The following is a 22,585-nucleotide window of genomic DNA, read 5'->3' on the forward strand; positions in this document are numbered from 1 at the left end:
AATAGGTGAGCCCTCCGAGCGAGGCTGTGTGTCTTCGACAACGCACACCACTCGCAAGGAGAGCTCGATGGGACACGCTAGAACCCAACACCCGAACGCGTCACTGACACCGCTCGGTCGCCGCAAGATGATTGCCTGTGTGATCGATCGGGGCTGGACGATCGAAGCCACTGCGGAACGGTTCCAGGTCGACGCGAAGACAGTTCGGAAGTGGCGGGACCGGTTCGTCGCCGAAGGGTCGTCGGGTTTGTTGGATCGTTCGTCGCGGCCGCACCGTTCTCCGAGCGCAACACCTGATGATTGTCGGCGGCGGATCATCGAGCTGCGTCAACAGCATCGGTGGGGTGCTGCCCACATCGGGTTCGAGGTTGGTCGGGCCAGTTCCACGGTGCAGAAGATCCTCATCGCCGAGGGTCTTGGCCGGCTCGACTCCGGTGATCGTGCCACCAAGGACTCGGTCGTGCGCTATCAGCGCGATCGGCCCGGTGAGCTGGTCCACGTCGACGTCAAGAAACTCGCTGGCATCCCCGACGGTGGCGGTTGGCGAATCCACGGCAAAGGCAACGCCCCCACGGCGAAACGGTCAACTACCGGTTACAGGTTCCTGCACTCGGCGCTCGATGACCGCACCCGCCTCGTCTACTCCGAGATCCACGCCAACGAACAAGCCGTCACCGCCGTCGCCTTCTGGCACCGAGCGAACACCTGGTTCAACGCTCACGGCATCACCGTCGAACGAGTGCTGACCGACAACGGGTCCTGCTACAAGAGTCACCTGTGGCGAGACACGCTGCTCGCTGCCGGGATCACCCCGAAACGGACACGACCGTTCCGACCCCAGACCAACGGCAAGATCGAACGCTTTCACCGAATCCTGCTCGAGGAATGGGCCTACATCCGCGACTGGCACAGCGACGACGAACGCTCAGTCGAGTACGACCACTTCGTGCACTTCTACAATCACCACCGAGCACACGGCGCACTCGGATGGTCAACACCAATCGACACGCTCAAGGACAACGTCCCCGTCATGCACACCTAGACGTTGTTGTGTGGCACATAGATTTCGTCTATGCTGAGCGGATGTTAGCATATCCAGAGTCGGGGGAGCAAGGCTCGGACGTGTGAACACCGCGTTTCAGTGCCGCCGAACCATCGGCCGCACTCGCTCAGACACATTCTCAAACGGGGGTTGATACATGGATTCGAACGACGCTGGAATCAGGGACGGGTCGAACCTGTTCGACCTCAGCGGCATGACCGCTCTCGTCACAGGCGCCGGGTACGGCCTGGGCCGAGGATTGGTCCACGGGCTGGTCGATCACGGGGCGACCGTCATCGGCCTCGCGCGCAGCGCCGATGCGCTGGCCGAGACGTTCTCCTCACTGGAGGCGCCGCATCGATACCTCGTGGGTGACCTCACCGAAGATGCGCTCTACGAAGAACTCGACGACATTCCCGAGCACATCGACGTCCTCGTGAACAACGCCGGCGGCGACCCACACACCAAGCCGTGGGGTGAGCAGTCCGCGCAGGAGTGGCGTGACACCTACGAGATCAACGTCATCGCGATCGAGCGGCTCTGCCGGCTGCTCACCCCGAAGATGATCGACCGCGGATTCGGTCGCGTGATCAACGTGTCGTCGATCTACGGTTCCATCGGTCAGGACCCTCGGAACACCGGCTCGCGCGGCGGAGCGGGCGCCTATACGGCGGCGAAGCACGGTCTGATCGGTCTCTCGCATTACCTGGCGTGCCAGATCGGTGCCACCGGCGTCACGGTCAACACCCTGAGCCCGGGCATGATCACCTGGCAGAAGGACCCGGACGAGGAGACCCAGCGTGTCTGGGACCACCTTGCGGACCAGACGCCGGTCAAGCGAACGAGCTTGCCCGAGGACTACGTGACCGCCACGGTGTTCCTGGCCGCCCGCGCCTCGGGATTCGTCCACGGGCACAACCTCGTTGTCGACGGCGGATGGAGCATCTGGTGAACTCCCGCACCCATATCACAACGAGCAAAGGCAGGACATGACAGGACGACTCGAGAATCGCGTAGCGATCGTCACTGGTGCATCGTGGGGCATCGGAGCCGCTGCGGCCGAGGCGTTCGCCCGTGAAGGCGCATGCGTCGTCGTCAACACGTTGCCCGAAGAGCGAATGGATGCGCTGGCACAAGGCGTCGTCGACCGCATCAACGAGTCGGGCGGCCGAGCGATCAAGATCCCTGGCGACATCAGCGTTCCGGCCGACGTCGATCACCTCATCGACGTCGCCGAGGGCACGTTCGGCGACATCGACATCATGGTGGCCAACGCTGCATACTCGGAGCGCGGCGTGTGGAACGAGATCCCGATCGAACAGTGGGACCGCACGATGGCGGTCAACCTGCGCGGCACGTATCTCTGCGCCCGCGCCGTGTACCCCAGCATGCTTCGTCTCGGTCGGGGCAGCATCATCACGCTGACGAGCGTCACGGTCGAACTCGGCATGGCCGGCTTCGTCGACTACGTCACGACCAAAGCGGGCATTATCGGACTCACACGCTCACTGGCTCGCGAGGTGGGCGGTGACGGCATCCGCGTGAACAGCGTGATGCCCGGAGCGATCCGCACCGAGCAGGAGGTCGAGCTCAATTTCGACGAACACGAACTCGCTATCCTCTCGGCCGAACGTCAGTCGATTCCTCGTCGCGGCTACGCCGATGATCTGGCCGGCACGTTCGTCTATCTCGCCTCGGACGACAGTGCCTTCGTGACTGGACAGGTGATCACCGTCGACGGGGGCTGGGTCCACCACTAGTTTACGTTCTCACCTCACACAGCCAGAGGAAGGTAGAAGCGTCCTGAAAACTCCGTCGACTCGATCGAAGAAGAAGAGCAAGAAGCCCGACGCGGGCGCCTCACGGTCGGCACCAAGTGGGACGTTGCTGACCCTCGAGCGAGGCATTCGGGTCCTCGAGGAGATCGCTCGGGGGAACGGGCTCGGTACCGCACGGTCGATCGGGGCGTCGCTCAGCATCAACCAGGGCACCGTCTACCAGATCCTCCGGACGCTCCAGAACAGCGGGTACGTGCATCGCCTCGCAGGTGGGCGCTACCAGCTGGGGGCACGCGTCGCCTATCTCATCGACGGTTACCAGATCCAAGCGGCCCCGCCTCAGGTCATCATCGATCACCTGCATGCGCTCCACATGGCGACCGACGAAACCGTCTACGCATCGCTTGCGTTGGGCTCGACGATCGCCATCGTCGCCTCGCACGAGAGCACCAAGCGACTTCGAGTGGGCAGCTTCGAGGTCGGGTTTGCCGACGATCCGCACTCGACGGCGTCGGGAAAGGCCTTTCTGGCGTTCTGCGACGCAGAGGAACTCGAGACGTACCTGCCCGGCCGCGAACTCGAGGCGGTAACCGGGCGCACCATCGTCGACTGGGACCAGCTCCTCACCGAATTCGAGCAAGTGCGTCTCAACGGTGTGGCATTCGATCGCGAGGAGTCCGACGTCGGGATCGCCGGGATCGGCACCGTGATCATCGGAAGCCACGGCGAACCGGTCGGTTCCTTCGCCGCGGCGATGCCGATCGCTCGCTTCGACGAGGCCAAGGATGACGTCACCACTGCCCTCCTCAAGGCTGCTGACGATGCGTCGCGGGCGCTCAGATATCGCGGCGAGTACCCGCCGAAGAAGCCGCAGGCCCGAAATCCGAAGAAGCCGTACGTTTCCCGCTGAGGTGGGCGTCGCACCACCCAGACCGACCCGGAGGACATGACATGAACACCCGACCACACGAGGTCGCGACGCTGACGACGGGATTCGATCGCCGATGACCGAACACGAGCAGGAGACTCCGGTCCGACTCCGGACCGGTCGGTGGTACGAGGGCACCAGCCGTGACAATTACATCCATCGGAGCTGGATGAAGCGAGGCCTTCCGGACGACGCCTTCAGCGGCAAGCCGATGATCGGCATCTGCAACTCGGCGTCGGAACTCACACCGTGCAACCAGCACCTCAGCGCATTGGCCGAACACGTCAAGCGAGGCGTGTGGGAGGCGGGCGGGGTGCCGCTCGAGTTCCCGGTCATGTCGCTCGGCGAGACGCAGATCCAGCCGACGACGATGCTGCTCCGCAACTTGATGGCGATGGACGTCGAGGAGTCGATCCGAGGCAATCCGATCGACGGGGTCGTCCTCCTGTCCGGATGCGACAAGACGACGCCGGCGATGATCATGGGGGCGGCATCTGTCGACCTTCCGGCGATCATGATGACCGGCGGGCCGATGCTGACCGGCCGGCACGAGGGCCGCCCGCTCGGGTCGGCGACCGACATGTGGAAGATGAGCGAAGCCGTTCGCGCCGGCACGATGAGCGTCGAGGACTTCGTGGCGACCGAGTCGGTGATGACCCGGAGCGCCGGTCACTGCAACCCGATGGGGACGGCGTCGACGATGGCGACGATGGCCGAAGCGCTCGGCTTCACACTGCCGGACAATGCCGCCATCCCGGCACCCGATGCGCGACGCAACCGACTGGCCCACATGACCGGACGCCGGATCGTCGCCATGGTGAGCGAAGACCTCCGGCCCGCGTCGGTCCTCACCCGGCCGGCCTTCGAGAACGCCATCCGCGTGCTGTCTGCGGTCGGCGGCTCGACCAACGCCGTCATCCACCTCCTGGCGATCGCCGGGCGATTGGGGATCGAGCTGTCGCTCGACGACTTCGATCGGATCGGTTCGCACCTCCCCCTCATCACCAACGTCATGCCGGCCGGCCAGTACCTGATGGACGATGTCTTCGAAGCGGGTGGCATCCCGGCGGTGATGGCCGAACTCGACACACTGCTCGACGGCGACGCGCTCGCCGTCACCGGGCATCCGATCCGAGACAACTGGGCCGGACGAACGACCTGGAACCGCGAAGTCATCCGACCGCTGGACGACCCGCTGATCCCCGAGGCCGGCATCGCGGTCCTGCGCGGCAACCTCTGCCCGCAGGGCGCGGTCATCAAACCGTCGGCCGCGTCACCCGAGCTGTTGACACACACCGGTCCCGCTCTGGTGTTCGACACGATCGAGGAGTTCCACGAACGCATCGACGATCCCGACCTCGACGTGACCGCCGACACGGTCATGGTGCTGCGGGGCTGCGGCCCGACCGGCTACCCGGGCATGCCCGAAGTCGGCAACATGCCGCTCCCGACGAAACTCCTCACGCAGGGCGTCACCGACATGGTCCGGATCAGCGACGCCCGCATGAGCGGCACCGCGTTCGGCACGGTCGTGCTCCACACCGCGCCCGAGTCGGCGGTCGGCGGCCCGCTCGCCCTCGTGCGCACGGGCGACTCGATCACGCTCGACGTACCGAACCGAAGCCTCACGCTCCACGTCGACGAGGCCGAACTCGAGCACCGCCGAGCCGACTGGGAGGCGCCACCACCCGTAGCGGTCCGCGGGTGGTATCGCCTCTACATCGATCACGTCACACAGGCCGACACCGGCTGCGACCTCGGCTTCCTCGTCGGCGGCAGCGGCTCGACCATCACCCGCGAGAGTCACTGACGTCGCGCTCGACCATGGCCGATACCTACACCTCCGTGGACGTCGCCGCGTATCGCCAGCAGGGTTACGTCGTCGTGACCGATGTGCTCACCACCTCGGAGCTCGGCGCCATCCGTCGGGAACTCGCCGACGTGGTGGCCAAGGCGGCAGGGCTCACCGAGAACGACGACGTGTACGACCTCGAGGACAGCCACTCCCCCGCCTCACCACGCGTCAGGCGCATCAAAGAGCCGCACGCAGTGATGCCGACGGTGGCCGCGCTCGTCCGCCACCCGCGCATGATCGAGATCCTCACCCAACTGATCGGACCGGACATCCGGTTCCAGACCAGCAAGTTGAACATGAAGTCGGCCGGCGACGGCGCCGCCGTCGAGTGGCATCAGGACTGGGCGTTCTACCCGCACACGAACGACGATCTCGTCGCGGTCGGGATCATGCTCGACGACGTCGACGAATCGAACGGTCCGCTGTGCGTACTCCCCGGTAGTCACCGTGGTCCCACCCACGATCACCACGCCAACGGCTTCTTCTGCGGAGCGATCGACCCCGTGGCCACCCCGATCGACTTCGGATCAGCAGCCAAGCTGACCGGGACGGCCGGATCGATGACGTTCCATCACGTGCGTGCCGTGCACGGTTCGGCGCCGAACCGGTCCGATCGCTCACGGAACCTCTTGCTGTTCCAGTTCGCCGCGGTCGACGCGTTTCCGCTCGCGACACCGGTCGACGATCTCGCCCGGTTCGACGAGATGATCGTCGCCGGCGAACCGACGATCGAGCCGCGAGTCACCGTCACTCCGATCAGGATGCCGCTGCCGCCGGCTCCCAGCCAGGGCTCGATCTACGAGAACCAACGCGCGATGACGAACCGGTTCTTCCGATGACCCGAACTCGCGTGACGTACACGAGGAGCGATCACCCATGACACCTGACATCGTCGTCGACACCGCCTCGCTGCTCGGCGAGGGACCGACGTGGGATGCCCGACGCGGGCGGCTGCTGTGGCTCGACGTCGACGGCCAGATCTTCCATCAGCTGGACGCCGCCGGCTCACACACCGAGATCCCCCTCGACCGGCGGGTCAGCGCCGTCGTCCCCGCCATCGACGACGGATTGATCGCCGTCGCCGGTATCGACGTGGTGCGGATCGACGAGTCCGGACGGGTCGGCGAGACCATCGCACCGTTGCCGCCCGATGGTGACGGCCTGGCGAACGACGCCCGATGCGACCCGATGGGCCGCCTGTGGGTGGGCACGGTCGACCGTTCCGGCGACCAACGCGGTGGGTTGTTCTGCGTCGCCGACGACGGCTCGACCGTCCAGGTTCGCGACGGGATCGCCCTGTCGAACGGCATCGATTGGAGTCCCGACGGTCGGACGTGCCACTACGTCGACTCGCTCGCCCACCGCGTCGAGACGATCCATCTCGATGCCGATGGCCTTCCCACGCACTCGGAACCGCTCGCCCACATCGACGCCATCCCCGATGGTCTCAGCGTCGACGCAGAAGGCGCTGTGTGGGTGGCCCTCTGGGACGGCGGTGCCATCCACCGGTACACCCCGGACGGCCGGCTCGACCGTGTGGTCGAGGTGCCGGGCGGATTCATCACGAGCTGCGCGTTCGGCGGGCCCGACCTCACCACACTCTTCATCACGTCGGCACGCGGCGGACTGCCCGACGAACAACTCCGGGAACAACCGCACGCCGGCGCCCTGTTCGCGCTCGACGTCGGCATCGCCGGCCGCGGATACACGCCGTTCGGCAGGCACGACCAGGGCGCAGCGTCGACCACCTGACGGGGTCGGCGCCACACCCGGCCGGGCGTGCCGAGTGCGTCAGCGACGACCACCGCGACCCGTCCAGGGGACGGCGATGCCGAATGTCGTCGACGGACTCGGATGCTGACGAACAGTGTCCGACTATCCGGCGAGAAGGTCGCACCGGCGAACTCGTTGTCACCCATCGCGTTGCGGGCGAAGGCCCGCAACTGACCGGATGCCGGACCGAGGCCGATCAGATACTGCTCGCCGTCACCGTCCTCGCACAGAATGAGCCGGCCGTACGGGGCCAAGGTGATGTTGTCCGGGCGGTCGAACGTCGGCTCACTCGGCGGTGCCGCGCAGCCGCATGGTCACGGAGCCTTTCCGGAAAGTCTCCTTGACATTTAGACAAGTGTCCTTTACTCTTTGAATCATGAACGACACCCGGCACACCCCTCCCGACGTCGCGGCCCGAGGCCCCCGGCTGAGCGCCGCGGACAGGCAGCAGCGCAACAGCTACCTCCGCGAGTTCATCCCGGCGATCGTCGCGTTCTGGGTCATGCTCGCAGTCGTGTCCACCACCGTGGATGCGAACACGTCAGGAGCACGCCTCTGGGTCCTCGTTCCGGTGATCCCGATGATCGGCGTCGCCGTCGCCCTCTATCGAGCCGTCCAGCGGGCCGACGAGTACGGACGCATCGTCATGCTCGAGTGCATGGCGCTCGGGTTCGGCGCCGCGATGCTCGCATCGATGGCGCTCGGGTTCCTGGGCGGGATCGGCGTTGCCTGGACCTTCGGCGGATGGCTCGTCTTCGGCATCGGCATGACCGCATGGAGCGGCACGCTGCTCGTTCGCGGGATCCGCTGATGGAGAACCGCCTGAGGGAACGCCGCGCCGTCAACGGCTGGAGCCAGGCCCACCTGGCCGACCTGCTGGGCGTGAGCCGGCAGACGGTCAACGCGCTCGAGAAGGGACGCTACGACCCGAGCCTCCCGCTCGCCTTCCGCCTGGCCCGAGTCTTCGCCACCACGATCGAAGACCTGTTCAGCCCCAGCGCCGACGAACTCGGTCCCACCGAAGCGCCGGTCGACGCGGGCTGACCCGAGGTGCCCGGACCAGTGGGAACCGGGTCGTTCAGCAGCCCCAACAGGCGCACCGGCGAACGCCGGGACGGCCTGCGACGGGGCTCCACGTCGAAATGTGGCCCGACCTGGCACGCTCCTTCCGTCACCGACCAGACTGGCTGCCGGCGGTCGGACGCGTGAGCGTGACGGCTAGTCGATCGCACCCCTACGTCTCGCCGAGGAGCACGCCGTCATGCCCGATCCGATCATCGCCGACAACCAGCCGGTCGCCGTCCAACTGAACGCCGGCGAGGAGCAGTTCTGGTGCGCCTGTGGCCGATCAGCGAATCAGCCGTTCTGCGACGGCTCTCACGTCGGCACCACGTTCTCGCCGGTGCCGTTCACCGCCGAGTCGGATGGCGAGGCCTACCTGTGCGCCTGCAAATGCACCGGGACGGCTCCGTACTGCGACGGCAGCCATGCACAGTTCACCGATGAGTCGGTCGGGACCGACGGCAGCACGACCACGCCGAAGGATGACGGGACACCGGTGGCGGTGAGTGAGGCCGGCGGCGCTCCCGCCGCACGACCGACGCCGGAGGAACCGACCGTCGCGTTCATCCACGAACTGGCTCGCGACGGTTTGTCGAAGCTCGGCCATCACGGCCGAATGACCTCGATGGGCGTTCCCCGCAAGGACCTCCCCCAGTGGGACGATCTCCAGCTCATGGTGGCGCAGATGGCGACCAAGCCGCTGCTCGACGACGTTGCGGTCGGCACCGACTTGGTGATCGGCCCGCAGGCTGCCAAGCCGTTGCAGCTCGAGATTCCGGTGTTCGTCTCGGACATGAGCTTCGGTGCGTTGTCCGAGGAAGCCAAGGTGGCGCTGGCCACCGGCGCCGAACTCGCCGGGACCGGCATCTGTTCGGGCGAGGGCGGCATGTTGCGCGAAGAACAGCAGGCCAACAGCCGTTACCTCTACGAACTCGCGAGCGCCAAGTTCGGCTACCGCGAAGAGCTGCTCCCGCTGGTGCAGGCATTCCACTTCAAAGGCGGCCAGGGCGCGAAGACCGGGACCGGCGGTCACCTCCCCGGCGCGAAGAACCACGGCAAGATCTCCGAGGTCCGCCAGATTCCCGAAGGTGAGGACGCCATCTCACCTTCGACGTTCACCGACCTGCACACCGCCGACGACTTCCGGGCGTTCGGGGATCGGGTCCGCGAGGTGACGGGCGGTATCCCGATCGGCATGAAACTCAGCGCCAACCACATCGAAGCCGACATGGGCTTCGCGCTCGAATCAGGCGTCGACTACATCATTCTCGATGGTCGCGGCGGCGGCACCGGCGCCGCTCCGGAGATCTTCCGCGACCACATCAGCGTCCCGACCATCCCGGCGCTGGCTCGCGCTCGTCGGTTCCTCGACGAACAGGGGGCGTCGGGCCGCGTCACCCTGATCGCGACCGGTGGACTACGGATGCCGATCGACTTCGTGAAGGCCCTTGCGTTGGGCGCGGACGGCGTGGCGATCTCGAACTCGGCCATGCAGGCGGTCGGTTGCGTCGCGGCGCGGATGTGCAACACCAACAACTGCCCAGCCGGTATCGCCACGCAGAAGCCAGAGCTGCGCTCCCGGCTCGATGTCGAGGCTGCAAGCCGACGTCTGGCCACGTTCTTCGGCGCCGCGACCGAGCTGATGGAGGTGATGGCGCGGGCCTGTGGCCACGACCATCTCGACCAGTTCACCAAGTCGGATCTCGCGACCTGGGACCACGACATGGCGAAGCTGACCGGCGTTCGCTACTCCGGCTTCGGAGCGCCGTGACCGAACGCCCGTTTCGACTGCGGTGCCCGGGACGGGATTTGAACCCGTACTCACCTTGCGGTGAAGGGGGGTTTAAGCCCCCCGCGTCTGCCAGTTTCGCCACCCGGGCCTGGTGGGGCACGCTACCCGGCGGTGCACGACCGGTTCAGGCGACGCGCGCGACCGACGCCTCGGGCACCTGGTCGGCGCCGCACAGCACCCAGAGGTCGGCCCGCAAACGGTCGGCCTGCGGTGCCACCAGACGGTTGGCGGCGATCACGCCCTCGATCATGTCGGCGAGCACGGCAACCCACGGGCGACCTCGCAAGCGGACCGAGACGATCGCTCCATCGCCACGCCGACGAATCGAACGATCGACACCGACGAGCCGGGGCGGGCACCGGAAACTCGGCCCGACCAGCCCGCGCCGACGCGCTTCGCGGGTCAGCGACCGCGCTGCCGAGGCGAAGTCGACCGTGCTGGCCGAGGTGGGCGATGTGGACATGGCGACATCATGCGCATGAGGGTGTGACAGCGGCCGGGAGAGCCTGGCGTCGTCACACCGGCTCGGTAGTGTCGGTGCCGATGACCGACGCCGCTGCGACCGAGCTGAGTCCGCTGCAGCACAAGACGTTGGGGCTCCTCCGCCGAGCTGCCGATCCCGTCGTGTTCGACACCGCGTTCATCGCCTCACTCCGCGCCGACGTCGACGAGGCGTTCGAGGGGTTCCGCGAGCGCCTCGGCGACGAGTCGATCTTCCTCAGCAAGCATCGCGTGTCGAGCGTGCTCGGCTGCGAGGTGCAGCACCTGCACGACGACGAGTTCAGTTGGTCGCCGGCCGTCGCCGGCGGCCAGGTCGCCCACCGTGCGGTCCAGCTGATGATCAACTGGCGAGGCGACCCGGTGCCGGCCGACGTCGTCGACGAAGCACTCGCCCGACTCGCCGACGACGATTCGAGCATCGGCGACTGGATCGAAGGCCTCAGCGAGGCCGACCTCGCCGACCTGCGCGGCTTCGCGGTCGACAAGTTGATCAAGTTCCAAGAGTGCTTCCCGCCGCTCGACCGTCGAGCAGCACCGACGGTCGAGTCGAGCGTGCGATGGCCAGTCGACGGTCCGATCGTGCTGTCGGGCAAGGTCGACCTCACCCTCGGGCGTCCGGCGGGCGCCGAGAGCCGCAAGGTGATCATCGACCTCAAGACCGGGTGGGTCTCCCCCAAACATCGCGAAGACCTCCGGTTCTACGCACTCGTCGAGACGCTCCGCACCCAGATCCCGCCCCGCAAGATCGCATCGTTCTACCTCGATGCCGGCGAACCCGTCGTCGAAGACGTGACCGAGCGGGTCCTGCTCACGGCGAGCCGACGCATGCTCGATGCGGCCAACGCGGAGATCGAACTCCGTGTCGAAGGCCGTGCACCGGTCAAACGCCCAGGGGTCTCGTGCAAGTGGTGCCCGCTGCAGGACGACTGTGTCGAGGGGCAGGCCTACCTCGCCGGTGGCGACGAACGCGACTGATCGGTCTGGACCCGGTCGGCCCACGGCGCGCCATCAACGCGACATGAGCGCCACGGCGAGCGGCAGGCCCGCCGACCGCGACACGGTGGCGATCCGCCGCCCCGGCTGCACCGCCGGCTTCGGTGCGCCGACGAGACCGTCGGACGCCGCGACGGCCAGGTCGAGGTCGGCGACGATGACCACCAGACCCCAGATGTCGACCGAGGTGAGACCCGGGCGCTCGACGACCTCGATGATGCAACCTCGCGTCCCATCGGGTTCGTCGGCGAAGCGGTGGAACGCCTGCCTCACCTGTGGCGTCTCGCGGACTCGACGCTGTGCGAGTCCCAGCGTCTGAGTGATCGCCGCCGAGGTGCGATCGATCGAGTCGGTCACCACGACCACGTGATCGAGTTCGACGGCCCCGTTGGGATGCGTCGCCGTCGGCGTGGCCCCACCGGTGCCGTGGCGGATCGGGATGCCCTCCACCGAGTCATCGCCCCGCCCCGGAGGCTCCAGTTCGATCGAGTGGACGGCGGCCCCCGGCCTGATCGCTCCGTTGGACAGGGCCACCGAGCCGTGATCGATCGTGAAGCCGAGCGACCGCCACGCTTCGGCGTCACCGGGCACGCACACCGCAGCGAGACGGACGCCGGTCATCGCGGCTCGTGCCCGAGCTGCCAGGCGAAGAACGCCAGCGAATCCGCGTGCTCGTCAGCGCTCTTCGCGACCGGCTTCCCGACTCCGTGGCCCGCCCGGTTCTCCTGGTGGAGCAACATCGGTCGTTCGTGCTGATCGACCGCCGCGGCCTGCAACCGAGCGGCCATCTTGCGGGCGTGCAGCGGGTCGACGCGACTGTCGCCCTCGGCGGTCGTGAGGAGCACCGCCGGGTACCGCTCGCCATCGCGGACGTGATGGTACGGCGAGTAGTTCATCAGCCACTCGAACTCCTCGGCCACATCGGGGTCGCCGTACTCGTCGGTCCAGAGTCGAGCGATGAGGAACTGCGGGAAGCGCACCATGTCGAGGAGCGGAACCGCGCACCACACCGCTCGGCAGAGGTCGGGACGCTGCGTGAGTGCGGCACCCACCAGCAGGCCGCCGTTCGACCCGCCGGCGATCCCGAGGCGGTCGCGTGACGTGCGGCCGGTCTCGACGAGCCAGTCGGCCGCGGCGTGGAAGTCGTCGAACACGTTCTGCTTGTTGCCACGCCGGCCGGCCTGGTGCCAGCTGTCCCCGTGCTCGGAGCCACCACGGAGCCCGGCGATCGCGTACTGCCCGCCCGCCTCACACCATGCTGCGATCAGGGCCGACCAGGTGGGTGTCTTGGTGATCGCGAACCCGCCGTAGGCGGTGAGGATCGTGGCCGTGTCGGGGGTTGGTACCAAATCGGCACGATGGATCAGGAACATGCCGACGAGCGTGCCGTCGAACGACGGGTACTCGACGTGGGTGACCGCCAGGTCGGGGACGTCGGGTGGCGGCTTCGCCGGCTGGACCCGTTCCAACCCCTGCCTCCCGACGAGGAACACGGCGTTCGGCTGGTCGAACCCGGTGCAGACGGCGTACGCACTCATCTCGGCGCGATCGACGTCCAACTGGACCACCGTGCTGCCGTCGAGCCCGTTGAGCGTGTCGGTGACGCTCCCGTCGACCGACCACCGCTCGACGGCATCGACGCCGTTCCGCGACGTTGCCACCACGAGTCCGTGACGGTCGGCACGAACGCCGGTGACGACCGTGTCGCGTTCGGGTACCACCTCGTCCCACGTCTCGGGACCGAGATCGTCCCCCTCGAGGTCGATCGTCACCACCCGCCCGCGCGGCGCGTCGAGCGTGGTGAGGCCGACGAGTGTCCCGTCGTCGACGAACGTCATCGAAGCGGTCGCGTCGGCACCGAGCAGGACCGACCTCCACGTATCGTCCCGGCGATCGAGGAGCTGCACGTCGGTGCGGCTCCAGCCGACCGAGGACTGCACCAGCAACCATCGGCCGTCCGACGACGTCGTGACACTCGGCCACGTCTCGGGTGTCGGATGTTCGGCCCAGACGACCGGATCGTCGGCCGGGTCGTCGCCGATCGTGTGGTGGAAGACGGTCCGGTGGTAGGCATCGCCCGCCGGATACCGCGTGTAGAAGAAACCGGAACCGTCGGGCTCCCACGCGACACTGCTCGCCCGGCAATCCGGAATCCGCACGTCGAGCAACGTGCCGTCGGCCGTCCGAGCGATGCGCAGCTCCGAGTTCTCCGTCCCACCCTCGCTGATACCGAACGCCACCTGCGAACCGTCGGGCGACGGCGAGAACCAATCGATCGCGGCGACGCCGTCGGCGGCATCGACGGTCGGATCGACCAGGATCACGAACGCATCGGGGTCGTCGACCCGGCGGACGACGAGGCTCGCCTGGGGCGCACCCTCGGCCCGTTCGAGCAGGAACATGCGACCATCGACGCACCGGACCGACTGCACGATCGGCAGCCGGAGCAGCCGAGAGACGCGACGGTGCCAGTCGGCTCTGCTCGGCTCGGCGTCGAGCGCCGCCCTCGTCACGCTGTTCTGCGACGCCACCCACTCCCGGACCTCGCCGGCGTCTCCCTGCTCGAGCCATCGATAGGGATCGGAGACGAAGACCCCGTGATACAGGTCGCCGTCATCGGTGCGTCGTGTCTCGCCCTGCGGGCGCCCGCCGGTCATGGCGGCAGGCTAGTCGGGCGGCATCGGCCGCCCGGGTGCACCGGACGGGTGATTCGGCGCGGCCGGCCCGCGCCCACACAGCATGAAGCCGTCGGCCTGGGCCGACGGCTTCATCGAGATCTTCGCGCGCTCGAAGCGCGCCGGTGTGTCAGGGCGTTGCTCAGCCGCGACCCATGTTGGGGCGCTTGCCGTGGTTCGCCTTGCTCCGGCGCAGCTTGGCCTTTTTGCGACTCGTCTTCTTCGACATAGGTTCGACATCCTACGGCGCCGGAACGTCGCCACCAACCGGCCGATCAGTGCGATGACGCCCATTCGACGAGTTCGTCGGCCGACCACGTGTTGACGATCCGCTCGATCGGTACGTCGCGTTCGGCCGCCCGATTGCAGCCGTACGGCTGGAACTCGAGCTGGCCGGTCGCATGGGCGTCGGAGTCGATCGAGAACCAACACCCGTACTCGATGGCCAGGTCGATCAATTCCCGAGGCGGGTCGAGGCGCTCCGGACGGCAGTTGATCTCGACCGCCGTGTCGAACCGAGCGCACGCGGCGAACACGTAGTCGGCGTCGAAGGTCGACTCGGGTCGCTTGCCGACCTTGCGGCCCGTGAGATGTCCGAGGATGTCGACGTGCGGGTTGGCGATCGCCGTCACCATGCGCTCGGTCATCTGCTTCGACTCCATCCGCAGTTTGGAGTGCACGCTCGCCACGACGACGTCCAACCGGCCGAGCATCTCGTCGGACAGGTCGAGCGTCCCGTCCTCGAGGATGTCGACCTCCATGCCGGTCAGGATCCGGAAGTCGTGCCCGGCCGCGGCGATCTCATCGTTGACGCGTTCGATCTCGACGAGCTGGTCGGCGAGGCGTTCCTCGTTCAACCCGTGAGCGACGGTCAACCGGGCCGAGTGGTCGGTGAGCACCATGTAGTCGTGCTCGAGGGCGATCGCGGTGGCGGCCATCGCCTCGATCTCGGCCCCGCCGTCGCTCCAGGTCGAGTGCAGATGGCAGTCACCCCGGAGCGCGGCCCGGTACGGAGCACCGGCCTCGGTCAGTTCGACCTCGGACTCGGCCTCGATCTTGCGAAGATATGCGGGCACGACGCCGGCGAGCGCCTCGGTGATCACACCGGCGGTGGCGTCGCCGATGCCGTCGAGTTCGACCAGCCGTTGGTCGCGGGCACGTTCGGCCAACTCGACCGGGTCGGTCGTGCGGACCACGCCGAGCGCGCCGACGAACGCACGTGTCTTGTAGGGCGACGCGAGGGATCGATCGAGGCAGTGGATGATCCGCTCGAGCGCGGCTTCCGGTGACATCGGAGCGGTCGTCGGCACGACCACCAACGTACCGAACCACCCGTGACGACCGACACACGGGGCGACGGAATACCGCGCCGACCCACTGCGTTCCACATGACGTACACGATTTTGAAGGAGTCGCACGTGGCAACCAGCACACTCAACATGGAGAATTTCGAATCCACGATCTCGTCCGACGGCATCACGCTCGTCGACTTCTGGGCCGAGTGGTGCGGGCCGTGTCGCCAGTTCGGACCGATCTTCGAGCAGACCGCCGAGGAGAACCCCGACGCCGTCTTCGCCAAGGTCGACACCGAGGCCGAGCAGGAGCTCGCCGGGTCGCTGGGCATCATGTCGATCCCGACCCTCATGATCTTCCGCGACGGCATCCAGCTCTTCAGCCAGCCCGGGGCGCTCCCGAAGTCGGCGCTCGACGACCTGCTGCGCCAGGTCCGCGAACTCGACATGGACGCCGTCCGGCAGGAACTCGACGGCGAGACCAGCGAGGCAACGGCCGACAACGGCTGACCACATCCGACGTCCGACGAACTTCCTCCTCTCGTCGGACGCCAGGCAAACCGATTCGGAATCCCCCCGTTCCGATCGGGCGACGAGCCGGGCAGCGATGCTGCCCGGCTCGTGAAGTTTTCGGGGTACTGCGGGCCGACCGCAGCTTGCTCCTAAAGTGGCGGCGATTCGCCCCCTCCCCAGCCGAGGTCACCCGTGAGCAATGAACCCGTCAAGCAGATCGCCGTCATCGGCACCGGATACGTCGGGTTGACGACCGGTGCGACCCTGGCGCATTTCGGCTTCCGGGTGTCGTGCTGCGACGTCGACCCCCGCAAGGTCGACCTCCTCGACCAGGGCGTCATCCCGATCGTCGAGCACGGCCTCGACCAACTCGTCAACGACAACCGCGCCGCCGGGCGTCTGACGTTCCACCTCGGCTCCGACCCTGCGGTCCGGACCGCCGACGTGGTCTTCCTGTGCGTTCCCACGCCGCAGGACGACGACGGATCGGCCGATCTCACGTACGTCCGTGCCGCCGCCGCCGAGATCGGTCCGATGCTCAAGCCGGGCGCGGTCGTCGTCAACAAGTCGACGGTTCCCGTCGGATCGTTCCACGTCGTCGTTGGCGCGCTGGGCCGCGACGACGTCGACGTGGCCTCCAACCCCGAGTTCCTCCGCGAAGGATCGGCGGTTCACGACTGCCTGAACCCCGACCGGGTCGTCATCGGGGCGGACAACGAGCGTGCGGCGGCCGTCGTGCGCTCGCTGTACGAGTCGCTCGACACCGAGTTCATCGTCACCGACCCGGCGTCGGCCGAGACGATCAAGTACGCGGCGAACGGGTTCCTCGCCATGAAGATCTCGTTCATCAACAGTGTGGCCGCCATGTGCGAACAGGTCGGCGCCGATGTCGCGGCGGTCGTCGCCGGCATCGGCAGCGATCACCGTATCGGGAACCAGTTCCTCAATCCGGGCCCCGGCTGGGGCGGCAGCTGCTTTCCCAAGGATTCGCGAGCGCTCGTCAGCATCGCCCGCGAGCACGGCTACGACTTCTCGCTCATGCGAGGCGTGATCGACATCAACGAGCAACAGTACGACCGCATCGCGAACAAGATCGCACGCGGTGCCAACCGGTTCGAACACGACCGACTCGAGGGGGTGGTGATCGGCGCACTCGGGCTCACGTTCAAGGCCGGAACCGACGACCTTCGCGAATCACCGGCGCTCCGGATCCTCCACGACCTGCGTCGGCGGGGCGCCGAGATCCGCGCCTACGACCCGACGGCCACGGGCGAACTCGACCCGATCCAGACCGACCGGTTGGCCGGCATCACACTGTGCGACTCGATGGCCGACGCGACCGCAGACGCCGATGTCCTGACGATCCTGACCGAGTGGCCGGAGTTCCGCGAGCTCGACCTCGACGCCGCCGCCGTGGCGATGCGCGGCAACGCGGTGGTCGACGCCCGCAACCTGCTCGAACCCGCCGTGGTCAAGTCCGCCGGCCTGACCTACGACGGGGTCGGGCGCTCATGATCCGGCCCGGTCACGTCGTCGTCGCCGGGGGCGCAGGATTCCTCGGTTCGCACGTGTGTGACCGGTTGATCGAGCGCGGCGACACGGTCACCTGCCTCGACGACCTGTCGACCGGGCACATCGACAACGTGCGCCACCTCGATGCGTCCGGGCGATTCCGACTCGTGCGCGGCGACGTGGTCGACGCCGCATCACTCGACATCGCCGACGTGACCGCCGTGATGCACCTCGCGAGCCCTGCGTCGCCACCCGAGTACCTCAGGCGACCGCTCGACACGTTGATGGCCAACAGCGTCGGAACCCACCAACTGCTCGAAGTCGCCCGTCGGCACGACGCGCGGTTCTTCCTCGCATCGACCAGCGAGGTGTACGGGGACCCGCTGGTGCATCCCCAGCCCGAGAGCTACTGGGGCAACGTCAACCCGAACGGCGAGCGTTCGGTCTACGACGAAGCGAAGCGGTTCTCCGAGTCGATCACGATGACCTACCACCGCACGTACGGCGTCGACGTGCGAATCGCCCGGATCTTCAACACGTACGGGCCGCGCATGCAGCCCGACGACGGTCGCGTCGTGACGAACTTCATCCACCAGGCGCTCGCCGGGCGACCGATCACGATCTACGGCGACGGCAGCCAGACGCGCAGCTTCTGCTACGTCGACGACGAGGTCGACGGGTTCATCTCACTGCTCGACAGTGAGTACGTCGGCCCGGTCAACATCGGCAATCCCGACGAGTTCACGATGCACGAACTCGCCCGGGTCGTCATGGAGCTCATCGACACCACGTCGGAGATCGTGTTCGAACCCCTCCCCAGCGACGACCCTCGAGTCCGCAAACCCGACATCTCGCTGGCGGCCGAGACCCTGGGCTGGACCCCCACGATCGGTCTCCGCGACGGTCTGACGAAGACGATCGAGTGGTTCCGCTCGTAGCCTGACCCACCTCATGGAACGGTTCGGTCTCGTCGGACTGCCCAATGCGGGCAAGTCATCTCTGTACAACGCGCTCACCGGGGGCGGCGCGCTCGCTGCGCCGTACCCCTTCGCCACCAAGGATCCCAACATCGGGGTCGCCAAGGTCCCCGACGAACGGGTCGATCGACTGGCCGAGATGTCGGCGTCGAAGAACGTGATCCACGCCCAGGTCGAGGTCGTCGACATCGGCGGCCTCGTCGAAGGCGCGTCCAAGGGCGAAGGACTCGGCAACAAGTTCCTCGCCAACATCCGTGAGGTCGACGCCATCGTGTTCGTACTTCGGGCCTTCGAGGACGACGACGTCGTCGGGTCCCCCGACCCGCTCGAACACCTCCGTGTCGTCGAGCTGGAGTTGGCGCTCGCCGACCTCGAAGCCGTGGAGAAGCGCCTCACCCAGGCGACGCGGCAGTCCAAACTCGACAAGACCCTCGGCGACGAGATCGCCGCCCTGCAGTCCGCCTACGACGCCTTGAGCGAGGGGCTCCCGCTCTATCGGGCCGGCCTCTCGGCCGACGCGAAGGAGCAGCTCGCGCCGTACTTCCTCCTCACCAACCGTCGGGTGCTCGCGGTCGTCAACGTCGGCGAAGACGCGATCGACGACATTCCGGCGGCCGAGGCCCTGGTGGCCGCCGAGTTCAACAGCGCCGGCGACAACGTCGAGGTGATCGGCATGTGCGTGCAGTTGGAGGCCGAGGCAGCCACCATCACCGATCCGACCGAACGGGCCGAGATGCTCGAAGGATTCGGGCTCGGCGAGGGCGCACTGTTCCGGATGGTCCGCTCCGCCTACCACCTGCTCGGGATGCGCACCTACTTCACGACCGGTGAGAAGGAGACCAGGGCCTGGACGTTCTACGAGGGTTCGACCGCTCCCGTGTGCGCCGGTCGGATCCACACCGACTTCCAGCGCGGCTTCATCCGCGCCGAGGTCATCCAGTGGGACGAGCTGCTGACCCTGGGGTCGTGGAACAAGGCCAAAGAGGCCGGCAAGCTGCGGGTCGAGGGCAAGGACTACATCGGCCAGGACGGCGACGTGATGGAGTTCCGCTTCAACGTGTAGGTCGGCGACACGCGAGCTGGCACACTGCGTGCGTGCCGTGGTTGGTGACTGAGGACGCTCGTGTGCTCGCTTCCGTCGAGATGGCCGACGCGCGTTCGGCGCGCCGCAAGGGTCTCCTGGGTCGCGACGGCCTCGAGGGGGCTCTCGTCCTGCGCCCGTGCCGCTGGGTCCACACGATCGGCATGCGATTTCCCATCGATGTCGCCTTCGTGAGCGACGACGGCGTCGTCGTCAAGACGATGCAGATGCACCGACGCCGTGTCGGCGTGCCGGTGTGGCGCGCGAGCACGGTCATCGAGGCCGAGGCCGGCGCGTTCTCACGGTGGGGTCTGCGCGTCGGCGACACCGTCGAGATCAGGGAGCCATGACCGGCGGCACGCTCTGGCTGGTGGCCACGCCGATCGGCAACCTGGGCGACCTGCCGCCGCGGGCTGTCGAGGTCCTCGGCAACGCCGGCCTGGTCTGCTGCGAAGACACCCGTCGCACCGGACGACTGCTCCAACACGCCGGTATCCGGGTCGAGCGGCTGGCGGTGGCCAACGACCACACCGAGTACCACCGGATCGACGACGTGCTCGCCGAACTGGGCGCCGGCAACGACGTCGCCGTCGTCAGCGACGCGGGCACGCCGGGCGTGTCCGACCCCGGCGAGCGGCTCGTCCGGGCCGCGATCGACGCCGGCTACACGGTCTCGGCCGTTCCCGGTCCGGTCGCCGCCGTCACGGCCTTGACGATCAGCGGGCTCCCGACCGATCGGTTCGTCGTCGAGGGTTTCCTCCCCCGCAGCGGACGCGAACGTCAGCGCCGACTCGGCGAACTCGTGACCGAGCGTCGCACCACCGTGTTGTACGAGGCGCCGCACCGCATCGAGCGGACACTCGCCGATCTCCGATCGGCCTGCGACGACGACCGGCCGGTCGTCGTCTGTCGTGAGCTCACCAAGCTCTACGAGACGGTCCTGCGCGGCACACTCCGAACGCTCGACGTCGGCACGCCGAAGGGTGAGTACGTGATCGTGCTGGGCGGCGCACCGGTCGACGACACACCGGTCGACGATGCCACCCTCATCGAAGCGATCCAGGCGGAGCTCGACGGTGGAGCGTCGACGCGCGATGCGGCCGCGACCGTGGCGCAGCGCTTCGGCGTCGCCAAACGAACCGCGTACGCGCTCGCGATCACCCCCCGCTGAGTCGGTACTGTCGGGGACATGACCGCTTACGTGTCGGCGTCCGGCCCGAGCGCTGCGTTCTTCGATCTCGACCGGACCCTGATCGCCGGGTCGTCGGCGTTCGCGCTCGCCATCGCCGCCCGCTCGACCGGCATGATGCCCACCAGGGAGCTGCTGCGCGATGCGGTCTCGGCGGCGACGTTCAAGATGCGCGGCGACCACGACACGGGCGCCAGCGATGCCGCTCGCGATCGCATCCTCGGCTTCGTGCGCGGGCACCGACAAGACGACCTCCTCGCACTCAACGAGCAGGTGCTGCCGGTCCTGCTCGGCAAGATCCGACCCGAGGCACGCCGTCTCGTCGACATCCACCGTCATGCGGGCCGGTCCACGTACATCGTGTCGGCGGCGCCGAAAGAGATCGTCGAGCCACTCGCCGTGTCGCTGGGCATGACCGGCGGGATCGGCACCGTCGGCGAGGTCGTCGACGGCGTCTACACCGGGCGACTCGACGGGCCCTTCTGCTACGGCACCGGCAAGGTCGACGCCATCGTCGCGCTCGCCCGCTGGGACGGCCTCGACCTCACCCAGTGCTACGCGTACAGCGACTCGGCGAGCGACCTCCCGATGCTGAGCGCGGTGGGCCACCCGGTCGCGGTCAACCCCGACAACAAGCTCGAGCGTCACGCCCGCGAGCACGGCTGGCCGGTCGTCATCTTCAGCCAGCGCACCAAGACCGTCATCCGCCGCACCGCCGCCGGTGTCGCATCGGCCGGGCTCGCGGCCGGCACGTTCGCGGCCGGGATCGAGATGGGCACCCGACGGGCGCGACGGGCCTGGTTCCGCTGACCTCAGCCGCGCGGCACCAGCGCGAGCTGACGCGAGTGGGCGACCAACCGGCCCGCGGAGTCCCAGAGTTCGCCCGACTCGTCGAACATGCCGTCGGCCATGAAGCGGCTGGAGAACCGACCGCGCAGCGCACCGGGGGCGGGGACGCCCCTGACGTGCACGGTGAGTTCGAGTGTCGGCGACCAGCCGAGCGGGAACTCCGCTCGGTTGAACACGACCGGAGCGAACGCATCGGTCGCCATCAGGAGCGCGAACACGTCGATCCGGTCGGTGTCGGGCAGCGCGAACCAGCCGTGGGCCTCCGCGGTGCCGCTCGGCCGCCCGTCGCGGAAGCCGGCGTCGATCGGACGCACGCTCGACACGATCCGGTCGTGGAATCCCGAATCGACGGGCGGCGACGCGGACACGCACTCCTCGACGGGCGGCAGGTCCGGAGGTTCGCCGACGATCACGGACGGGCCGCCGGGCTCCTGCTCGGCGAAGGTGCCCAACAGGGCCAGCACCTCGGTCTCGCCGGCCCGGACCCGGGCGGCGACCGTGGCCGTCCGACGGCCGGAACGGATCACGTCGACGTCGATGACGACCGGTCCGGGGCGACCGGGGGCGAGGTAGTGCGCCGTCAGCGACAGCGGTGGTCGTCCGACGGCGTCGCTCATCGCCCGAGCCGCCAGCGCGATCACGTAGCCGCCGTTCGCGTTCCCGCCGATGTCCCACCCTGGAGCGATCCGGGCGTCGTACCCCCCGTCGGCTCGACGGCGGACGGCGGTGGCAGCTTCGAACTCGGTCGACACGGCCGGAAGACTATGAGCTGT

General features: G+C 67.7%; 23 protein-coding genes and 1 tRNA gene. 18 read left to right on the forward strand and 6 right to left on the reverse strand.

What is annotated here, in order from left to right; genetic code table 11:
* Window positions 1-67: 67 nt before the first annotated feature.
* The 10 genes from R8G01_07710 (at window position 68) to R8G01_07755 (ending at window position 10,209) form a co-directional block, all read left to right on the forward strand.
* Window positions 68-1,042, forward strand: a complete 975-nt coding sequence (locus R8G01_07710) for an IS481 family transposase (protein ID MDW3213864.1) — start codon at window positions 68-70, stop codon at window positions 1,040-1,042.
* Between the two features lie 157 nt (window positions 1,043-1,199).
* Window positions 1,200-1,994 (forward strand): SDR family oxidoreductase, encoded by a 795-nt coding sequence (locus R8G01_07715; protein MDW3213865.1) that lies wholly within the window; start codon window positions 1,200-1,202, stop codon window positions 1,992-1,994.
* A 37-nt stretch (window positions 1,995-2,031) separates the two neighbouring features.
* Window positions 2,032-2,802, forward strand: coding sequence for an SDR family oxidoreductase (locus tag R8G01_07720; GenBank protein ID MDW3213866.1), 771 nt, complete (start codon window positions 2,032-2,034; stop codon window positions 2,800-2,802).
* Window positions 2,803-2,926: 124 nt separating this feature from the next.
* Entirely contained in the window at window positions 2,927-3,730 is an 804-nt protein-coding gene (locus tag R8G01_07725) for an IclR family transcriptional regulator (protein MDW3213867.1), read from the forward strand.
* A gap of 94 nt (window positions 3,731-3,824) precedes the next feature.
* Window positions 3,825-5,558: an IlvD/Edd family dehydratase gene (locus tag R8G01_07730; GenBank protein MDW3213868.1), complete on the forward strand. Its 1,734-nt coding sequence runs from the start codon at window positions 3,825-3,827 to the stop codon at window positions 5,556-5,558.
* 35 nt (window positions 5,559-5,593) lie between these two features.
* On the forward strand, window positions 5,594-6,442 hold the full coding sequence (locus R8G01_07735; GenBank protein MDW3213869.1) for a phytanoyl-CoA dioxygenase family protein: 849 nt from the start codon (window positions 5,594-5,596) through the stop codon (window positions 6,440-6,442).
* Between the two features lie 37 nt (window positions 6,443-6,479).
* Window positions 6,480-7,355 carry an SMP-30/gluconolactonase/LRE family protein gene (locus R8G01_07740; protein MDW3213870.1) on the forward strand — a complete coding sequence of 292 codons (876 nt, stop codon included), beginning with the start codon at window positions 6,480-6,482 and terminating at the stop codon, window positions 7,353-7,355.
* A gap of 397 nt (window positions 7,356-7,752) precedes the next feature.
* On the forward strand, window positions 7,753-8,187 hold the full coding sequence (locus tag R8G01_07745; GenBank protein ID MDW3213871.1) for a hypothetical protein: 435 nt from the start codon (window positions 7,753-7,755) through the stop codon (window positions 8,185-8,187).
* On the forward strand, window positions 8,187-8,420 hold the full coding sequence (locus R8G01_07750) for a helix-turn-helix transcriptional regulator (protein ID MDW3213872.1): 234 nt from the start codon (window positions 8,187-8,189) through the stop codon (window positions 8,418-8,420). Before R8G01_07745 ends, R8G01_07750 begins: the two co-directional genes overlap by 1 nt.
* 217 nt (window positions 8,421-8,637) lie before the next feature.
* Window positions 8,638-10,209 (forward strand): glutamate synthase-related protein, encoded by a 1,572-nt coding sequence (locus R8G01_07755; GenBank protein ID MDW3213873.1) that lies wholly within the window; start codon window positions 8,638-8,640, stop codon window positions 10,207-10,209.
* Window positions 10,210-10,232: 23 nt separating this feature from the next.
* Here the strand turns inward: R8G01_07755 and R8G01_07760 are convergent.
* Window positions 10,233-10,318: transfer RNA gene (locus tag R8G01_07760), tRNA-Leu, on the reverse strand.
* A 36-nt stretch (window positions 10,319-10,354) separates the two neighbouring features.
* Entirely contained in the window at window positions 10,355-10,693 is a 339-nt protein-coding gene (locus R8G01_07765; protein MDW3213874.1) for a hypothetical protein, read from the reverse strand.
* Window positions 10,694-10,773: 80 nt separating this feature from the next.
* Here R8G01_07765 and R8G01_07770 point away from each other — a divergent pair, with 80 nt between their 5' ends.
* Complete coding sequence (locus tag R8G01_07770; protein ID MDW3213875.1) at window positions 10,774-11,706, forward strand: PD-(D/E)XK nuclease family protein; 933 nt, start codon at window positions 10,774-10,776, stop codon at window positions 11,704-11,706.
* A gap of 33 nt (window positions 11,707-11,739) precedes the next feature.
* Here the strand turns inward: R8G01_07770 and R8G01_07775 are convergent, their stop codons facing one another.
* From R8G01_07775 to R8G01_07785, 3 genes are all read right to left on the reverse strand, one after another.
* A complete protein-coding gene (locus R8G01_07775) occupies window positions 11,740-12,345 on the reverse strand; it encodes a hypothetical protein (GenBank protein ID MDW3213876.1) in 606 nt (201 codons plus the stop codon).
* Complete coding sequence (locus tag R8G01_07780) at window positions 12,342-14,381, reverse strand: prolyl oligopeptidase family serine peptidase (protein MDW3213877.1); 2,040 nt, start codon at window positions 14,379-14,381, stop codon at window positions 12,342-12,344. Before R8G01_07780 ends, R8G01_07775 begins: the two co-directional genes overlap by 4 nt.
* A gap of 293 nt (window positions 14,382-14,674) precedes the next feature.
* The gene (locus R8G01_07785) at window positions 14,675-15,709 is read right to left on the reverse strand and encodes a PHP domain-containing protein (protein MDW3213878.1); all 1,035 of its coding nucleotides are present in this window, start codon (window positions 15,707-15,709) and stop codon (window positions 14,675-14,677) included.
* Window positions 15,710-15,817: 108 nt separating this feature from the next.
* Here R8G01_07785 and trxA point away from each other — a divergent pair, with 108 nt between their 5' ends.
* From trxA to R8G01_07820, 7 genes are all read left to right on the forward strand, one after another.
* Window positions 15,818-16,201 carry a thioredoxin gene (gene trxA / locus R8G01_07790; GenBank protein MDW3213879.1) on the forward strand — a complete coding sequence of 128 codons (384 nt, stop codon included), beginning with the start codon at window positions 15,818-15,820 and terminating at the stop codon, window positions 16,199-16,201.
* Between the two features lie 195 nt (window positions 16,202-16,396).
* On the forward strand, window positions 16,397-17,719 hold the full coding sequence (locus R8G01_07795) for a UDP-glucose/GDP-mannose dehydrogenase family protein (GenBank protein ID MDW3213880.1): 1,323 nt from the start codon (window positions 16,397-16,399) through the stop codon (window positions 17,717-17,719).
* Window positions 17,716-18,654 carry a UDP-glucuronic acid decarboxylase family protein gene (locus R8G01_07800; GenBank protein ID MDW3213881.1) on the forward strand — a complete coding sequence of 313 codons (939 nt, stop codon included), beginning with the start codon at window positions 17,716-17,718 and terminating at the stop codon, window positions 18,652-18,654. The genes R8G01_07795 and R8G01_07800 overlap by 4 nt, the downstream gene beginning before the upstream one ends.
* Before the next feature lie 13 nt (window positions 18,655-18,667).
* Window positions 18,668-19,756, forward strand: coding sequence for a redox-regulated ATPase YchF (gene ychF, locus R8G01_07805; protein ID MDW3213882.1), 1,089 nt, complete (start codon window positions 18,668-18,670; stop codon window positions 19,754-19,756).
* Window positions 19,757-19,818: 62 nt separating this feature from the next.
* Entirely contained in the window at window positions 19,819-20,124 is a 306-nt protein-coding gene (locus R8G01_07810) for a DUF192 domain-containing protein (protein ID MDW3213883.1), read from the forward strand.
* Window positions 20,121-20,945, forward strand: coding sequence for a 16S rRNA (cytidine(1402)-2'-O)-methyltransferase (gene rsmI, locus R8G01_07815; protein MDW3213884.1), 825 nt, complete (start codon window positions 20,121-20,123; stop codon window positions 20,943-20,945). Before R8G01_07810 ends, rsmI begins: the two co-directional genes overlap by 4 nt.
* Window positions 20,946-20,963: 18 nt before the next feature.
* The gene (locus R8G01_07820) at window positions 20,964-21,773 is read left to right on the forward strand and encodes an HAD-IB family hydrolase (protein ID MDW3213885.1); all 810 of its coding nucleotides are present in this window, start codon (window positions 20,964-20,966) and stop codon (window positions 21,771-21,773) included.
* A gap of 2 nt (window positions 21,774-21,775) precedes the next feature.
* On the opposite strand, the gene R8G01_07825 is transcribed toward R8G01_07820, so the two are convergent.
* Window positions 21,776-22,564: a thioesterase family protein gene (locus tag R8G01_07825; GenBank protein ID MDW3213886.1), complete on the reverse strand. Its 789-nt coding sequence runs from the start codon at window positions 22,562-22,564 to the stop codon at window positions 21,776-21,778.
* Window positions 22,565-22,585 lie beyond the last annotated feature (21 nt).

This window comes from Ilumatobacteraceae bacterium, from assembly GCA_033344875.1.
Classification (GTDB): domain Bacteria; phylum Actinomycetota; class Acidimicrobiia; order Acidimicrobiales; family Ilumatobacteraceae; genus Ilumatobacter.

Bases quoted from the DNA above. Each gene is read 5' to 3' on its own strand.
- R8G01_07780 (MDW3213877.1), bottom strand. From the start codon at position 14,381: ATGACCGGCGGGCGCCCGCAGGGCGAGACACGACGCACCGATGACGGC.
- R8G01_07720 (MDW3213866.1), top strand. From the start codon at position 2,032: ATGACAGGACGACTCGAGAATCGCGTAGCGATCGTCACTGGTGCATCG.
- ychF (MDW3213882.1), top strand. From the start codon at position 18,668: ATGGAACGGTTCGGTCTCGTCGGACTGCCCAATGCGGGCAAGTCATCT.
- R8G01_07740 (MDW3213870.1), top strand. From the start codon at position 6,480: ATGACACCTGACATCGTCGTCGACACCGCCTCGCTGCTCGGCGAGGGA.
- R8G01_07755 (MDW3213873.1), top strand. From the start codon at position 8,638: ATGCCCGATCCGATCATCGCCGACAACCAGCCGGTCGCCGTCCAACTG.
- R8G01_07715 (MDW3213865.1), top strand. From the start codon at position 1,200: ATGGATTCGAACGACGCTGGAATCAGGGACGGGTCGAACCTGTTCGAC.
- R8G01_07745 (MDW3213871.1), top strand. From the start codon at position 7,753: ATGAACGACACCCGGCACACCCCTCCCGACGTCGCGGCCCGAGGCCCC.
- R8G01_07775 (MDW3213876.1), bottom strand. From the start codon at position 12,345: ATGACCGGCGTCCGTCTCGCTGCGGTGTGCGTGCCCGGTGACGCCGAA.
- R8G01_07710 (MDW3213864.1), top strand. From the start codon at position 68: ATGGGACACGCTAGAACCCAACACCCGAACGCGTCACTGACACCGCTC.
- R8G01_07765 (MDW3213874.1), bottom strand. From the start codon at position 10,693: ATGTCCACATCGCCCACCTCGGCCAGCACGGTCGACTTCGCCTCGGCA.
- R8G01_07730 (MDW3213868.1), top strand. From the start codon at position 3,825: ATGACCGAACACGAGCAGGAGACTCCGGTCCGACTCCGGACCGGTCGG.
- R8G01_07750 (MDW3213872.1), top strand. From the start codon at position 8,187: ATGGAGAACCGCCTGAGGGAACGCCGCGCCGTCAACGGCTGGAGCCAG.
- R8G01_07820 (MDW3213885.1), top strand. From the start codon at position 20,964: ATGACCGCTTACGTGTCGGCGTCCGGCCCGAGCGCTGCGTTCTTCGAT.
- rsmI (MDW3213884.1), top strand. From the start codon at position 20,121: ATGACCGGCGGCACGCTCTGGCTGGTGGCCACGCCGATCGGCAACCTG.
- R8G01_07800 (MDW3213881.1), top strand. From the start codon at position 17,716: ATGATCCGGCCCGGTCACGTCGTCGTCGCCGGGGGCGCAGGATTCCTC.
- R8G01_07770 (MDW3213875.1), top strand. From the start codon at position 10,774: ATGACCGACGCCGCTGCGACCGAGCTGAGTCCGCTGCAGCACAAGACG.